Here is a 15080-nt window from a genome sequence, read left to right on the forward strand (position 1 = left end):
GGGCGGTGTGACGTGAGACACAACTGCCGCGAAGGTAAGTACTGTGAGCGAAATCGGTCAAGCCCTATCCCCCGGACCGGATCAGGTATATGGGCGCCCGCGCGGCATGTCCCTCCGCCGGTGGCGATCGCGGAGACTACGGCCATGACGCGAGCTCAGGACGCCCGGGATCCGGCGCCGGCGGTGGGCCCGACCTTCGGCGCCGAGGTGATGGCGACCGGCGTCGTCTCGGTCGGCCTGCATCTCGTCCGCGCCGGGGGCCTCACCGAGGCCCTCTCGGTGGCGCTGCTGGTCGTCGCCGCCCTGCTGTGGGTGCTGCTGTGCGCCCTGTTCCTCGAACGGCTGCTCCGCGAACCGCACCGCTGGCGGGACGAGGCGTCCACCCCGGCGGCGTTGACCGGCGTGGCCGCCACCGGCGTGCTCGGCACGCGGCTGACGTTGGCGGGCGGGGCGGAGGCCGGGGCCGTGCTGCTGGTCGTCGCGTTCGTCCTGTGGGCCGTGCTGCTGCCCGCCGTCCTCGGCAGGCTGCGCGGACGGCTGCCCGGGGCCGCGTACCTGGTGTGCGTGTCCACGCAGTCGCTGGCCGTCCTCGCCGCGACGGTCGCGCCGCCGCTGCACGCGGGCTGGCTCATGTGGCCCGCGCTGGTGGCGTTCGTCGTCGGCGTCCTGCTGTGGCTGCTGGTGGTGGCGCGGTTCGACTGGCGGCAGCTGGCGGTCGGACGCGGCGACCACTGGGTCGCGGGCGGCTCGGTGTCGATCTCGGCACTGGCGGCGTCGAGGCTGGTCGCGGACTCGGCGCCGCTCCGCTGGGCGCCCGTCCTGCACGGCGCGCTGCGCGGCCTCGCGCTGGCGCTGGTGCTGTTCGCGTTCGCCTGGTACGCCGTCCTGGTGGTGTGCGAGGTCCGCTGGCCGAGGCCCGGGTACGACGTCCGGCGCTGGTCGACCGTGTTCCCGCTGGGCATGACGTCCGTCGCGGCGATCACGTGCGGGGCGGCCGAGAGGGCCCCGTGGCTCACGTCCGCCGGGAAGGTGCTGCTGTGGCCCGCGGTGCTCGTGTGGGGCGTTGTGGCGGCCGGTGCGGTGCGGACACAGGTCCACGCGAACCGGAAGGCCCATGGGCGATGATCGGCTCCCAGAACGCGCGTCAGCGGCGGCTGGGGGATCTTCAAGCGCGCGTCAGCGGCGGCTGATGGGCTCCCAGCCGCGCTGCGGTGCGCGGGTGGCCGGGCCCCGCGCTCCCCGGGCGCGGTACACGATGTACGGGCGGAACAGGTAGAACCACGGCGCGGCGAACGCGTGGATGAGCCGGCTGAACGGGAACAGCGCGACCAGCACCATCCCGACCAGCGCGTGCAGCTGGTAGAGGAGGGGCACGGACGTCATCAGGTCCGGATGGGGACGCAGCAGGAAGATGTCGCGGAACCACGGCCCGACGGTCACCCGGTAGTCGTACGGCCCGTTGATGCCGTTCGCGACGACCGTGCACAGCGTCCCGAGCAGCAGCGAGCCGCCGAGGAACACGTACATCAGCTTGTCGTTGCGGGTGGTGGCCGAGAACACCGGGCCGCTGACGCGCCGCCGGTAGATGAGCATGCCGAGCCCGACGAGGGCCGCGACGCCCGCGATCGTCCCGCCGACGACCGACACCAGGTGGTAGGTGTGCTCGGCGACGCCCAGCGCCTCCGTCCAGCTCTTCGGGATGACCAGGCCCATGACGTGGCCGAGGATCACGAACAGCAGCGCGTAGTGGAACAGCGGGCTGGCGATGTTGAGGATCCGCGTGCCGAACAGCTCGGACGAGCGGGTCGTCCAGCCGAACTTGTCGTAGCGGTACCGCCAGACCGTCCCGCCGACGAGGAGCACGATCGTGAGGTAGGGCAGCACGGCCCACAGCAGAAGGGTCATCGGAGGTTCCCCCGGTACGGTTCGAGCCCGACGGTCTCGGCGGGCGGTCCGGTGCGGGCCAGCCGCAGCGCCTCGGCGCGGTCGCGCGGCGACGCGCCCGGCAGCGTCGCGCAGACGGCCTCGACCGGCGCGGCGTACGGCGACCCGCGGTCGGCCAGGGCGAGCCGCAGCAGCTCGATCCCGGCGCGGTGCTCGGCGAGCAGGTCCGCGCCGCCGTGCAGCGCCGCGAACTCCAGCACCACCGGCAGGTAGTCGGGCAGTTCGCCGCCGCCCGCGAACTCGGCGCCGGCGGCGCGGTACCGCTCCTTGAGCGCGACGAGCGACGCGCCCCGGCGGCGGGTGTCGCCGTCGCGGTAGTAGGTCAGGTGCAGGCAGCAGCGGCGGCGCAGGTCGAACGTCTCGACGTAGTGCTCGGCCAGCGCGGACGGCGTCGTCGCGTCCATGTGGTCGAGGAACGCGGAGAGGCGTCCGGCGGCGTCGTGGCGGCCCAGGCCCCCGACGGCCTCGCGCAGCAGCGGGCGGCGCTCGTACAGGGCCGGGCCGGGGTAGTCGAGCAGCAGCGACGCGGCCTGCCACACCGCGGGCCCCGCCTCGCGGCTCACGACCCGCCCCCGTCCTCGCGGGGCGCGCGGTCCCCAACCTCGCGATTCATGACCCGCCCCCGTCCTCGCGGCCCGCATGGTCCCCGTCCTCGCGGCGCGTGTGGCCCCCTTCCTCGCGGCGCGTGTGGTTCCCGTCCTCGCGGGGCGGGTAGTCCTCGTCCTCACGGGGCGGGAACATGCCGTCCGGACGGCCCTTGCCGTCCCAGTTGAGGAGGTTCGCGCGGCCCTTGCGGTCGCCGAGTTCGCCCAGCGAGCCGCTGGTCTGGCGCTGCCTGAGCGCGTGGAAGGTCTCGACCGAGACGTTCGGGGGGCCGCCGGACGACTCGCCGAACGGCCCGCGGCTCTCGCCGGGTCCGCCGTAGTCGACGGGGCAGGCGGTCTCCTCCAGGGCGGCGGCCTCGGCGTGCGCCTGCGTCGGGATGACGTAGCGCTCGTCGTACTTCGCGATGGCCAGCAGCCGGTACATGCCGTTCATGTCGGCCTCGGACATCCCGACCGCGGCGGGCTTGCCCGGGTCGCCCGGGTCGCCGAGGTTGCGGTCGCGCATGTAGGAGCGCATGGCGGCGAGCTTCCGCAGGACCGCCGTGACGGGCGGGGTGTCACCGGCGGTGAACAGCCCGGCGAGGTACTCGACCGGAATGCGCAGGGTCTCGATCGCGCCGAACAGGTTGGACGCGTCCTCGCCGTCGTGGCCGGTGTTGCGCAGTGCGTCCACGACGGGCGACAGCGGCGGGATGTACCAGACCATCGGCATCGTCCGGAACTCCGGATGCAGGGGCAGCGCGACCCGGTACCGGTTGATCAGCGCGTGGACGGGCGAGCGGCGCGCGGCCTCGATCCACGCGTCCGGCACGCCGTCGCGCCGGGCCGCCTCCCGCACGGACGGGTCGTCCGGGTCGAGGAAGACGCCGAGCTGCGCCTCGTACAGGTCACGGTCGTGCGGCGTGCTCGCGGCCTCGGTGACCCTCTCCTGGTCGTAGAGCAGGACGCCGATGTAGCGGAGCCGCCCGACGCAGGTCTCCGAGCAGACCGTCGGCAGGCCGACCTCGACGCGCGGGTAGCAGAAGGTGCACTTCTCGGCCTTGCCTGTCTTGTGGTTGAAGTAGATCTTCTTGTACGGGCAGCCGGTGACGCACATGCGCCAGCCCCGGCAGCGGTCCTGGTCGACCAGGACGATCCCGTCCTCCTGGCGCTTGTAGATCGCGCCGGACGGGCAGGCGGCCATGCACGTCGGGTTGAGGCAGTGCTCGCAGATGCGCGGCAGGTAGAACATGAACGCGCGCTCGAAGTCGAGCCGGATCTCGCCGGAGATCCGCTCGGCGACCGGGTCGCGGTCCAGCAGGTCCGGGCCGCCGCCGAGGTCGTCGTCCCAGTTGGCGCTCCACTCCACCTTCATCGGACGGCCGCTGACCAGCGAGTACGGCCGCGCGACCGGCATGTCGTCGCCGAGCGGCGCGGTGGTGAGCGTCGTGTAGTCGTAGGTCCAGGGCTCGTAGTAGTCGTGGAGCGTCGGCATCACCGGGTTGGAGAAGATCCGCAGCAGCCGGGTCATCCGGCCGCCCGCGCGCGGGACGAGCCGTCCCCGCCGGTCCAGGGCCCAGCCGCCCTTCCAGCGGTCCTGGTCCTCGTAACGGCGCGGGTAGCCCTCGCCGGGACGGGTCTCGACGTTGTTGAACCAGACGTACTCGGTGCCCGCCCGGTTCGTCCACGCCTGCTTGCACGTCACCGAGCAGGTGTGGCACCCGATGCACTTGTCCAGGTTCATCACCATGGCGAGCTGGGCCATGACCCGCATCAGTACGTCACCTCCTGGGAGCGGCGGCGGATGACGGTGACCTCGTCCCGCTGGTTGCCGGTCGGTCCGTAGTAGTTGAACCCGAAGGACAGCTGCGCGTAGCCGCCGATCAGGTGGGACGGTTTGACCAGGACCCGGGTCAGCGAGTTGTGGATGCCGCCGCGCCGTCCGCTCCGTTCGGCCTTGGGCATGTCGATGAGCCGGTCCTGCGCGTGGTGGTAGTACACGGTCCCGGCGGGCATCCGGTGGCTGACGATCGCGCGGGCCGGGACGACGCCGTTCCGGTTGACCATCTCGACCCAGTCGTTGTCGGCGACGCCGAGGAGCTCGGCGTCGGGGACGCTCATCCACACCAGCGGCCCGCCGCGCGACAGCGTCAGCATGAGCAGGTTGTCCTGGTACTCGGAGTGGATCGACCACTTCGAGTGCGGCGTCAGGTACCGGACGGTCAGCTCGGCCTCGCCGTTCGCGCCGAGCGTGGGCTCGCCGAAGAGCCGGTGCATGTCGAGGGGCGGCCGGAACACCGGGAGCTGCTCGCCCAGTTCGGCCATCCACGCGTGGTCGAGGAAGAAGTGCATCCGCCCGGTGAGGGTGTGCCAGGGCTTGGAGTGCTCGACGTTGATGGTGAACGGCGAGTAGCGGCGGTCCGGGGCCTCGATGCCCGACCATTCGGGCGACGGCCCGACGGCGGTGGGCCGCGCCTGCGTGTCGGCGAACGTGATGCGGCGTTCGGCGCCCTCGGCGGCCAGCGTCCCGAAGGACGTGCCGGTGCGCTCGGCGAGCTGGGCGAAGCCCTGCGCGGCGAGCCTCCCGTTGGACGTCCCGGACAGCCTGAGGATCGTCTCGGCCCATTTGCCGTCGGTGTCCAGCAGAGGCCGGTTCCCGGCGTCCACGCCGTGCCGTTCGCGGAGCCATCCGATCTCGCGGTCGGGCGTGAACGTGACGCCCTTGACCGGCAGCCCGGCCTGCTCGGCCTTCGGCCCGAGGACGGCCATCTGCCTGCCGATCGCGGTGTAGTCGCGTTCGACGACGGTGAAGGACGGGCCGGTCCCGGTCGCCGCCCCGTGCGGCGCCCCGGTCTCGCCGGGGGTGTCGTGGCCGAGCGGGAGGACGACCAGGTCGCTCCGGGTGTCGAGCCGTCCGGCGGCGAGCTCGCTGAACCGGCGCGCGATCGTCTGGAAGGCTGCCAGGTCGCTGCGCGCCTCCCAGGGCGGGTCGACGGCCGGGGTGAACGCGTTGACGAACGGGTGCATGTCGGTCGAGGACAGGTCGTACTTCTCGTACCAGGTCGCCGCCGGGAGGACGACGTCGGACATCAGCGTCGTGGACGTCATCCGGAAGTCCAGGGAGAGCAGCAGGTCGAGCTTGCCCTCGGGGGCCTCCTCGCGCCACGCGACGTCCTCGGGCCGCCGTCCGGGCGGGGCCTGGTCGGTGAACAGGCTCGAGTGCGTGCCGAGCAGGTGCTTCTGGAAGTACTCGGCGCCCTTCCCGGACGAGCCGAGCAGGTTGGCCCGCCAGACGGTGAGGATGCGCGGCCAGTTCTCCGGGGCGTCGGGGTCGTCGCAGGCGAACGCGAGCGAGCCGTCCGCGAGCTTGGACTCGACGTACTCCTTCGGGGCGAACCCGGAGCGGTCGATCTCGTCGGCCAGGTCGAGCGGGTTGCGGTTGAAACCGGGACAGAACGGCATCCAGCCGCCGCGGATCGACTGGGCGGACAGGTCGGCGGTGTGCTTGCCCGTGAACAGGCCGCGCGCGAGCGGCGAGGCGAGCGCGTCGGCGAGGTACCCGTCGTAGCGCCACTGGTCGGCGTGCAGGTAGAAGTAGAGCGTGCCGGGGAGCTGCCGGGGCGGCCGGTTCCAGTCCAGGCCGAACGCGAGCTGCGCCCATCCGGTGAACGGGCGGACCTTCTCCTGCCCGACGTAGTGCGCCCAGCCGCCGCCGTTGCGGCCCTGGCAGCCGGTCAGCATCAGCAGCGCCAGGAACGTCCGGTAGACGGTGTCGGAGTGGAACCAGTGGTTCGTCCCGGCGCCGAGGACGATCATGCAGCGGCCGTCCGTGCGCTCGGCGGTCTCGGCGAACTCGCGGGCGATCCGGATCGCGGTCGCGGCGGGCACGGAGGTGATCTCCTCCTGCCAGGCCGGGGTGCCGACCGCGGACGCGTCGTGGTACCCCGTCGGCCACTCCCCCGGAAGTCCGGCGCGCGCGACGCCGTACTGCGCCATGAGCAGGTCGAACACCGTCGTGACGAGCCTCCCGCCGACGCGCCGGACGGGAACGCCTCGGCGGAGCGTGCCGCCCGAGCCGTCCGGGAGGTCGAAGCGCGGCAGCAGGACCGTCGCCGTCTCCGCGGCTCCGTGCAGGCTGAGGACGGGGTCGATGTCACCGAGGTCGAGGTTCCAGTGGCCCTTGCCCGCCTCGGTCCAGCGGAACCCGATCGAGCCGTTCGGGACGGCGGGACGGTCCGTCCTCGCGTCCAGCAGGACGGTCTTCCACGCGGCGTTCTCGCCCGCGCCGCCCGCGCTGCCCGCGCCTGCAGCGCCTCCCTCGGCGCCCAGGTCGGACGCCGTGAGGAAGCGGCCGGGGACGTGGTCGTCGCCGTGCTCGTCCAGGGTGACGAGGAAGGGCAGGTCGGTGTAGCGCCGGACGTAGTCCAGGAACCGCGGCGTCTCCCGCTCGGCGAAGAACTCCTTCAGGATGACGTGGCCCATCGCGAGCCCGAGCGCGCCGTCCGTGCCGGGATGCGGGTGCAGCCACTCGTCGGCGAACTTGGTGGCGTCGCTGTAGTCCGGCGCCATCACCACGACCTTCTGGCCGCGGTAGCGGGCCTCGGCCATCCAGTGCGCGTCGGGCGTGCGGGTGACCGGGACGTTGGAGCCCCAGAGCATCAGGTACGCGGCGTCCCACCAGTCAGCGGACTCGGGCACGTCGGTCTGGTCGCCGAACACCTGGGGCGAGGCGACCGGCAGGTCGGCGTACCAGTCGTAGAACGACAGCATCGCGCCGCCGAGCAGCGACACGAACCGCGACCCGGCCGCGTGCGACACCATCGACATCGCCGGGATCGGCGAGAAGCCCGCGATCCGGTCGGGCCCGTACGTCGCGATCGTGTGGACGTGCGCCGCGGCGACCATCTCGACCGCCTCGTCCCAGCCGATCCGGACGAGACCTCCCTTGCCGCGCGCCGACTGGTAGCGGCGCCGCTTCTCGGGATCGCCGGTGACCTCGGCCCAGGCCGCCACCGGGTCGCCGGTGCGGGCGCGCGCCTCCCGGAACATCTCGACCAGCACGCCGCGCGCGTAGGGAAAGCGGACGCGCGTGGGCGAGTAGGTGTACCAGGAGAAGGCGGCGCCGCGCGGGCAGCCGCGCGGCTCGTATTCGGGCCGGTCCACGCCCACGGACGGATAGTCGGTCTCCTGCGTCTCCCAGGTGATGATGCCGTCCTTGACGTACACCTTCCAGGAGCAGGACCCCGTGCAGTTCACACCGTGCGTGGACCGGACGACCTTGTCGTGGCTCCACCGGTCCCGGTAGAACACGTCGCCCTCGCGTCCGCCCTCCTTGAAGACCGTGCGCAGGTCGGCGGACCCCGTCCCCTTCGTGAAGAACCGGCCGGTGCGCAGCAGCGCATCGCTCATGACGTACCCCCGGGGCGATATTCCCCTCACTCTGGGTAGTTAAGCCATGGCTGATCGGATCGGTCTCGGGGGGACGGGCATGACGGAGGTCGGGCAGGGCACCGGGCAGGACACGGGGCCGGAGGCGGCGCTGCGCCACGGGCAGACGCGCAACCTGGCGCTGGCGACCTGGACGTTCGCCATCAACTTCTGGGCCTGGAACATGATCGGGCCCCTCGCCTCGCACTACGACAAGGACCTGCGCCTGTCGGCGTTCCAGACCTCGATGCTGGTGGCCGTGCCGGTGCTGGTCGGGTCGCTCGGCCGGATCCCGGTCGGCGCGCTCACCGACCGTCACGGCGGGCGGCTGATGTTCGCGGTCGTGTCGCTCCTGTCGATCATCCCGGTGCTGTTCGTCGGGTTCGCCGGGTCGTCCTACGCGCTGCTGCTGGTCGGAGGGTTCGTGCTCGGCCTGCCCGGGACGGTGTTCGCGGTCGGCGTCCCGTTCTGCAACGCCTGGTACGAGAAGGCGCGGCGCGGGTTCGCGACCGGCGTGTTCGGGGCGGGCATGGGCGGGACGGCCCTGTCGGCGTTCTTCACACCCCGGCTGGCCGACTCCATCGGCCGCACCCAGACCTATGTGCTCGTGGCGGCGGCACTGGCGGTGACCGCGGGCGTCGTCTACCTGCTCGCGCGCGACTCGCCGCTCTGGAGGCCGTCCAGCGAGCCGATCACGCCACGGCTGGCCGCCGCCGCGAGGATCCCGACGACCTGGCGGGCGTGCCTGCTCTATGGGTTGGCCTTCGGTGGATTCGTGGCCTTTTCCACCTACCTGCCGACCTACCTGAAGAACGTGTACCACTTCTCCGCGGTGGACGCCGGGATGCGGACGGCCGGGTTCTCCCTGGCCGCGGTCGTCGGCCGTCCGCTCGGCGGGACGCTGTCGGACCGGGTCGGGCCGCGCGCCGTGCTGATCTTCTCGTTCTCGCTGACCGCCGTGATGGCGGTGGTCGCCTCGTTCTCCCTCCCCCCGGAGCTGCGCGCGGGCACCACGTACGTGCTGCTGGCCCTCGCGCTCGGGCTCGGCACCGGCGCGGTGTTCGCCCTGATCGGAAAGCTCGTCGAGCCGTCCAAGGTGGGCAGCGTGACCGGGCTGGTCGGCGCGGCCGGCGGGCTCGGCGGCTACTTCCCGCCGATCCTCATGGGCCTGGTCTACGGCGCGACCGGCTCGTACGTGATCGGCCTGCTGCTGCTCGCGGCCTGCGCGCTCGGCGCCGTGCTCTTCACCGCGACCGCCTTCCCCAGGCGCACGGGACGCGAGGCGGCCGCTAATGGGGACGGAACGCCTCCGCCAGCCACCAGGACGGATGATCGGACGTGACCTTCGCCTGGACCACCAGCGGACGGTCGCGGGGCCCGGACAGCCAGTCCCGCACCGGCTCGAGGTCCTCCACCCGCCGGACGGTCAGCGCGTCGCAGCCGTACGCGCGGGCGACGCCGGCGAGGTCGGCGGGCGGGAACGTGACCGTGTCCAGGGCGTGCCCGTGCGGGCCGAAGTGGTGCACCTCGGCGCCGTACGCCTCGTCGTCGTAGACCACGACCAGCAGCCCGAGGCCGAGGCGCGCGGCGGTGTCCAGCTCGACCGCCGACATCATCGCGCCGCCGTCGCCGAGCGCCGCGACCGTGAGCCGGTCCGGGCGGGCCAGCGCCGCGCCGACCGCCGTCGCGAGGCCCAGGCCGATCGCCTGGAAGCCCTGCGTGAAGACCAGGCCGTCCACGTCGGGGACGTCCAGGTACATCGTGGGGTAGCCCATGAAGTTGCCGGAGTCGACGGCGACGGTGCGTTCGGCGGGCAGCAGGTCGTCCAGGGCCACGCTGAGGGCGCGCGGGTCGATCCGGACGCCGTCCGACCGGTCCTTGAACGGCAGGTCGCGCCAGCGGCCCTCGGCGGCGACGCGTCCGGCGACCGCGCGGGTGCGGTAGCCGCGGATCCGGTGGCGGCGGCGGGCGAGCTCGGCGTCCACGGCGAGCGCGGTCTCGGCGGCGTCGCCGATGAGGCCGAGGTCCACCGGGCGGTGCGCGCCGAGCGCCTCGGCCTCCACGTCCACCTGGACGAGCCGGGCGTCCTCCCCCACCAGGGCGCCGTGCCGCAGCGTCCAGTCGTTGAGCGCGCAGCCCCAGCCGACCAGCAGGTCCGCGCGGCGGATCAGCTCCGCGGCGACGGGCGTCGCGAACCCGCCGCTGACGTCCAGGTCGAAGGCGTCGCCGCGGAACAGGCCGCGCGCGACCGCCGAGGTGGCGAGCAGCGCGCCGCAGCGTCCGGCGAGCGTGCGCAGCGGGCCGCCCGCGCCGGACAGCCGCGCGCCGCGTCCGGCGAGGAACACCGGGCGCTCGGCGGCGGCGAGCGCGTCCGCGAGGCGGGCGAGCGCGGCGGGCGGCGGCACCGCCAGCGGCGGGACGGCCGGCTGCCAGGCCGTCCCGGTCGCGTGCGGGGCCCGCGGGACGCAGTCGCCGGGCCCGTCGTAGGGCGCGGTCTGGACGTCCAGGGGCAGGCCGAGCACGACGGTCCGGCGGGCGGCGACGGCGGTCCGGCAGGCGCGGGCCAGGTCGGACAGCGCCGTCTCCGGCGAGTGGATCCGCTCGGGGACGGCCCCGACGGCGCTCGCCAGCGCCGCCTGGTCGATCCGGAAGTTGGACCGCACCGCCGAGGCGGCGACCTCGCCGGTCAGCACCAGCAGCGGCGTGCGGCTCTTGGCGGCCTCGGCGATGCCGGTGAGCGCGTTGGTCAGGCCCGGCCCCTGGTGGACGCTGAGCACGCCGAGCCCGCCGCCGACCCGCGCGTAGGCGTCCGCCATCGTCGCCGCGCCGCCCTCGTGCCGGGCCGCGACGAACCGGGCGCCGCCCTCGACCAGCGCGTTCGTCACCTCGAAATTGCCGCTGCCGACGACCCCGAACACCGTGTGCGCGCCGAGCCGGGCCAGCGCCCGCCCGACCGCCCGGGCGACGTTCACCGGTCGACCAGCGCGAGCACCCGGCAGGGGCTCCCCGAGCCGCCGACGATGGGCAGCGGCGCGGCGACGAGGACCGCGCCGCGCGCCGGAAGGCGGTCCAGGCTCCGGAGCTGGGTGAGGCCGTACTTGCCCGCGCCGAGGAAGTGCGAGTGGCATGGGAACGGCGGGTCGAAGCCGTGCGCCGCGCCCGCGTCGGTGCCGACCGTCTCGACCCCGATCCCGAGGATCGGCGTCTCCTCGGCGAGCCATCGCGCGGCCTCGGTGGAGACGCCCGGCCACACTCCGCCGTTCAGGAACGCCTCGGCGTCGTCGGAACGCGCGTCCCAGCCCGTCCGGTAGAGGAGCCAGCCGCCGCTCGGCAGCGTCCCGTGCGCCTTCTCCCACGCGCGGACGTGGTCGATCTCCAGCAGGAAACCGGGATCGGCGGCTGCGTGCCCGGACGCGTCCAGCACGACGGCGGGCGCGACGAGGCGGGCCGGCGCGACCTGGGAGACGTCCTCCCCGTCGCGTCCGGTCGCCCAGTGGACGGGCGCGTCGAAATGCGTGCCGACGTGCTCGCCGGTGACGATGTCGTTCCAGTACCAGCCCGGTCCGCGCTCGTCGTAGCGGCTGATCTCGCGCAGCGAGAACGGGACGGTGTTGGCGAACGGCTCGGGGAGCCGCAGGATCGGGGTCCGCTCGGTCAGCGGCGCGGTCAGGTCGACCACGTCGAGCGAGCCGTCCGCCACGGCGGCGGCCAGGGCCCCGGCTGAGAACGCGGACTCGGTCACGGCGGCCTCCTCGTTCCCCGAGAGTCGCGACGCTCGGATCTCCCCGAACGTAACCGGACCGCTGCGCCTTGAAAAGACGCGTCCGGGGACCGCCGGGTTAACCCGATGCGACGGCGGAGCCGCCCGGCCGACATAGCCGTTTAGCCGACCTGGCGGCCGAGGCTTCCCTCCAGGAGGGCCAGCAGTCCCGCGAGCGCGGCCGCCAGCTCGGCGTTCCGCTCCGGGCCGAGGCCGTCCAGCAGGGACGCCTCGTACTCGACCTGCTCGGACAGCAGCGGGTCCAGCAGGGCCCGGCCGTCCTCGGTCAGGGACACGTGCTGGACGCGCCGGTCCCGGTCGTCCACGCGGCGCTCCACCAGGCCGCGTTCGGTCAGCGCGCGCAGCCGCTTGGTGACCGCCGCGCCGGACGCGAACGTCTCACGCGCGAGCCGTCCCGGGGTCACGTCCGGACCGAGCCGGTACAGCGCGGTGAGCGTGTCGTACTCGGGACGGGCCAGACCGGCGCGACTGTGCGGGGTGTCGGTGGCGTGCTGGAGCAGCGCCGCGCACCGGTTCACCCGTCCGATCACGGCCATCGGCGTGGTGTCCAGGTCGGGCCGCAGCTCCTGCCACTGCCGCAGCACCTCGGTCACCGCGTCCCGCACAGGGGGACCTCCGGCTGCGTCGTCCGTGGTCATCAGGCGGCCTCTCGATCGGCGGGGGCGGCGGCGGTGAGGGTGGCGAGCGCGCGGTGGCCGTCGCGTTCGGCGCGCTCGACGCGTTCGGCGGGGAGGGCGCGCTGCCACCACTCGCCTTCGGCGACGTCCACGGCGTCCCGCAGGTCGACGAGGGCGGCGGTGACGCGGTCGCGGAGCGCGGCGACCGTGCCGGGCGCGGCCCTGGTCACGGCGTGCGTCTCGGCGACGGCGGCGGACAGCCGAGCAAGCGCGCCGTCGATGCGCCCGGACGCGCGCCGGTTGGTGATCAGGACGCAGCCGAGCAGCCCGACCGCGGCGCCGACGCAGGTGTCGAGCCAGCGGTCGCCGACCAGCTCGCGCGCGGGCTGGTACCCGGCGAACTCCACCATGCTCAGCGCCATCGGCGTCACGAACACCGAGCCGAGCCAGTAGTTGCGGGACATCCCCGCCTCCGCGCCGAACTGCGCGGCGAGCGCGACCAGCACCAGCGCGAACGGGCCGATCCCGATCACCGGCAGCAGCGCGGTGAACAGCGCGAGGCCGAGCAGGTTCCCGAGCACCCGCTGGAGGGCGCGCCGCCAGGTCAGCACGAGGTTCGCCTGGAAGATCGCGGCGGCCGTGACGACCGCCCAGTAGGGCCGTCCGACGCCGAGGAGCATGGTCAGCCAGCCCGCGGCGGCCGCGCTCACGCCCACGCGGGTGGCGACGGGCAGCAGCGGCGAGCCCCGCCGGAGCGCGGCCAGGACGGCCCGCGTCCCCTGCGGACGGGACGCCGCCCGCGCGCGCCGCTCGTCCGCGATGCCCGCGAGTTCACCGGTCTCCGCCGCGTCCGTTCCGGCCGGGACCGGGACGGGCCGTCCGCTCCGCAGGGCCGCCGCCCAGGCGAGCAGCCGCCCCTGCGGCGCGGACGCGCCGCCGAGCACCGACTCGGCCCGCACGACCAGCCTCTCCAGCGGGACGCGCCGCTCGGCAGCCCCCGCCGGGAGCAGGAACAACGTGTGCCAGGCGGCGTTGATCGCGGTCGCCGCGTCATGCCGCGCCCGCGCCGCCGCCGAATCCGTGCCCGCCGAGTCAGCGTCGGCGGCGTCCGCCGCGGGGGGCGTGGCGCGGCGGAGGCGGGCGGTGGCCTCCAGCGCCCGGGCGACGGCGAGGCGTTCCGGGCCGTCCGGGCGGACGAGGGCGGGCGCCATGCACACCAGCCAGGAGATCACGGCCCCGGCGAGCCCCAGCCCCACGTGGAGGGGCACGTCCGCGAGCCGCTGCGGGACGAACGCGCAGCTCGAGGCGACGAACGTGAAGATCACGTTGCCGGGCGGGCCGATCCGGGAGGCGTCGCTGACCAGCTTGTGCCCGGCGGCGAGCAGGGCCGCGACCGCGACGCGGATCGCCACGTCCTCGGTCAGCGCGGCGGTGGTGAGCGCGATCGCGAGGCTCGCCAGCATCAGCAGCGCGAGCCGGGCGAGCGTGCGGGCGCGGGCGGCGTACGGGCGGCCGTGCGCGTAGAGCGCGACGAGCGAGCCCGCCGAGGTGTAGAGCGCGAGGTCGAGGCGGCCGAACGCGAGCAGCGTCAGGTTCGGGATCGCCGACGCGACGACCGCGCTCAGCGCCGCCTTGAACCAGGTGTCCGAGCCCCCGCCGAGCTTCAGCACCCCGCGCACCGGCAGCGGGCGCACCAGCGCCCCTGTCCCCGTTCCCGCCCCGTCCGTCACGATCCCCCTCAAAGCTTCACAAGTATTTCACTTGTAAAATATCAGACAGAGCGGGATGCTACCGGCACCGGGTGGATTAGGCTTACCTAAGCAGAGACGAACAGCGGAGGGCGTATGGCAACCGAACCGAGGACGGCGGACCGCGAGCGCAGGGGCGGCCGGAAGACGCATCGCGGGGTCGTGCTGCGCACCGAGCGCCTCACCCCGCACATGGTCCGGGTCGTCCTCGGCGGCGACGGGCTGGCGGAGTTCGACGCGGGCGAGTACACCGACCACTACGTGAAGCTGATGTTCGGACGGCCCGGCGTCACCTACCCCGAGCCGTTCGACGTCGAGCGGATCCGGGCCGAGTTCCCGCGCGACCAGTGGCCGACCGCGCGCACCTACACCGTCCGCTCCTGGGACCCCGAGACCCGCGAGCTGGCCATCGACTTCGTGATCCACGGCGAGGACGGCCTCGCCGGGCCGTGGGCGGACGCGGCGCAGCCGGGCGACGAGATCTCCTTCATGGGCCCCGGCGGCAAGTACGCGCCGGCCACCGACGCCGACTGGCACCTGTTCGCCGGGGACGAGAGCTCCCTGCCCGCCATCGCGGCGGCGCTGGAGCGCGTCCCGTCCGGCGTGCCCGCCCTGGTCTTCGTCGAGGTCCCGGACGCCTCGGAGGAGCAGGAGCTGTCCACCCCCGCCGACGCGAAGATCACCTGGCTGCACCGGGGCGACCGCCCGGTCGGCGCGGCCCTGGTCGAGGCCGTCCGCGCGCTGGACCTCCCGGACGGCCGCGTCCAGGCGTTCGTGCACGGTGAGGCCGGGTTCGTCAAGGACCTGCGCCGCTACCTGCGGGTCGAGCGGACGCTCCCGATGGACCTGATGTCGATCTCCGGCTACTGGCGGGTCGGCCGCGACGAGGACGGCTGGCAGGCCGGCAAGCGCGTCTGGAACCAGCAGGTCGAGCAGGAGGAGGAGCAAGCGCTCTCCTCCTGACCCCGGACGGCCGGGG

General features: G+C 73.8%; 11 protein-coding genes. 3 read left to right on the plus strand and 8 right to left on the minus strand.

Annotated elements, in window-relative coordinates:
- Nucleotides 1–144: 144 nt before the first annotated feature.
- Nucleotides 145–1125, plus strand: a complete 981-nt coding sequence (locus AB0L06_RS07655) for a tellurite resistance/C4-dicarboxylate transporter family protein (RefSeq protein ID WP_500230117.1) — start codon at nt 145–147, stop codon at nt 1123–1125.
- 51 nt (nt 1126–1176) lie between these two features.
- On the opposite strand, the gene narI is transcribed toward AB0L06_RS07655, so the two are convergent.
- From narI to AB0L06_RS07675, 4 genes are read right to left on the minus strand one after another with little or no spacing between them, the layout of a single operon-like run.
- Nucleotides 1177–1905, minus strand: a complete 729-nt coding sequence (gene narI, locus AB0L06_RS07660; protein ID WP_500230118.1) for a respiratory nitrate reductase subunit gamma — start codon at nt 1903–1905, stop codon at nt 1177–1179.
- Entirely contained in the window at nt 1902–2507 is a 606-nt protein-coding gene (gene narJ, locus AB0L06_RS07665) for a nitrate reductase molybdenum cofactor assembly chaperone (RefSeq protein ID WP_500230119.1), read from the minus strand. Before narJ ends, narI begins: the two co-directional genes overlap by 4 nt.
- A gap of 46 nt (nt 2508–2553) precedes the next feature.
- Nucleotides 2554–4302: a nitrate reductase subunit beta gene (gene narH / locus AB0L06_RS07670; protein ID WP_500230120.1), complete on the minus strand. Its 1749-nt coding sequence runs from the start codon at nt 4300–4302 to the stop codon at nt 2554–2556.
- Complete coding sequence (locus AB0L06_RS07675; RefSeq protein WP_500230121.1) at nt 4302–7937, minus strand: nitrate reductase subunit alpha; 3636 nt, start codon at nt 7935–7937, stop codon at nt 4302–4304. Before AB0L06_RS07675 ends, narH begins: the two co-directional genes overlap by 1 nt.
- Before the next feature lie 79 nt (nt 7938–8016).
- Here AB0L06_RS07675 and AB0L06_RS07680 point away from each other — a divergent pair, with 79 nt between their 5' ends.
- A complete protein-coding gene (locus tag AB0L06_RS07680; RefSeq protein ID WP_500230122.1) occupies nt 8017–9297 on the plus strand; it encodes a nitrate/nitrite transporter in 1281 nt (426 codons plus the stop codon).
- Here AB0L06_RS07680 and AB0L06_RS07685 read toward each other — a convergent pair.
- From AB0L06_RS07685 to AB0L06_RS07700, 4 genes are all read right to left on the minus strand, one after another.
- A complete protein-coding gene (locus AB0L06_RS07685) occupies nt 9245–10927 on the minus strand; it encodes a thiamine pyrophosphate-binding protein (protein ID WP_500230123.1) in 1683 nt (560 codons plus the stop codon). The genes AB0L06_RS07680 and AB0L06_RS07685 overlap by 53 nt on opposite strands.
- On the minus strand, nt 10924–11697 hold the full coding sequence (locus AB0L06_RS07690; RefSeq protein WP_500230124.1) for a cyclase family protein: 774 nt from the start codon (nt 11695–11697) through the stop codon (nt 10924–10926). Before AB0L06_RS07690 ends, AB0L06_RS07685 begins: the two co-directional genes overlap by 4 nt.
- 140 nt (nt 11698–11837) lie before the next feature.
- A complete protein-coding gene (locus AB0L06_RS07695; protein ID WP_500230125.1) occupies nt 11838–12374 on the minus strand; it encodes a MarR family winged helix-turn-helix transcriptional regulator in 537 nt (178 codons plus the stop codon).
- On the minus strand, nt 12374–14047 hold the full coding sequence (locus tag AB0L06_RS07700; protein ID WP_500230126.1) for an FUSC family protein: 1674 nt from the start codon (nt 14045–14047) through the stop codon (nt 12374–12376). The genes AB0L06_RS07695 and AB0L06_RS07700 overlap by 1 nt, the downstream gene beginning before the upstream one ends.
- Nucleotides 14048–14197: 150 nt before the next feature.
- Here AB0L06_RS07700 and AB0L06_RS07705 point away from each other — a divergent pair, with 150 nt between their 5' ends.
- Nucleotides 14198–15064 (plus strand): siderophore-interacting protein, encoded by an 867-nt coding sequence (locus AB0L06_RS07705; RefSeq protein WP_500230127.1) that lies wholly within the window; start codon nt 14198–14200, stop codon nt 15062–15064.
- The last annotated feature ends 16 nt before the right edge of the window (nt 15065–15080 follow it).

Origin of the sequence: Spirillospora sp. NPDC052269 (genome assembly GCF_040679435.1) — a bacterium.
Classification (GTDB): domain Bacteria; phylum Actinomycetota; class Actinomycetes; order Streptosporangiales; family Streptosporangiaceae; genus Spirillospora.

Excerpts from the sequence above, each read along its gene's own strand:
- AB0L06_RS07675 (WP_500230121.1), bottom strand. The coding sequence starts at position 7,937 with ATGAGCGATGCGCTGCTGCGCACCGGCCGGTTCTTCACGAAGGGGACG.
- narI (WP_500230118.1), bottom strand. The coding sequence starts at position 1,905 with ATGACCCTTCTGCTGTGGGCCGTGCTGCCCTACCTCACGATCGTGCTC.
- AB0L06_RS07680 (WP_500230122.1), top strand. The coding sequence starts at position 8,017 with ATGACGGAGGTCGGGCAGGGCACCGGGCAGGACACGGGGCCGGAGGCG.
- AB0L06_RS07695 (WP_500230125.1), bottom strand. The coding sequence starts at position 12,374 with ATGACCACGGACGACGCAGCCGGAGGTCCCCCTGTGCGGGACGCGGTG.
- AB0L06_RS07705 (WP_500230127.1), top strand. The coding sequence starts at position 14,198 with ATGGCAACCGAACCGAGGACGGCGGACCGCGAGCGCAGGGGCGGCCGG.
- narH (WP_500230120.1), bottom strand. The coding sequence starts at position 4,302 with ATGCGGGTCATGGCCCAGCTCGCCATGGTGATGAACCTGGACAAGTGC.
- AB0L06_RS07655 (WP_500230117.1), top strand. The coding sequence starts at position 145 with ATGACGCGAGCTCAGGACGCCCGGGATCCGGCGCCGGCGGTGGGCCCG.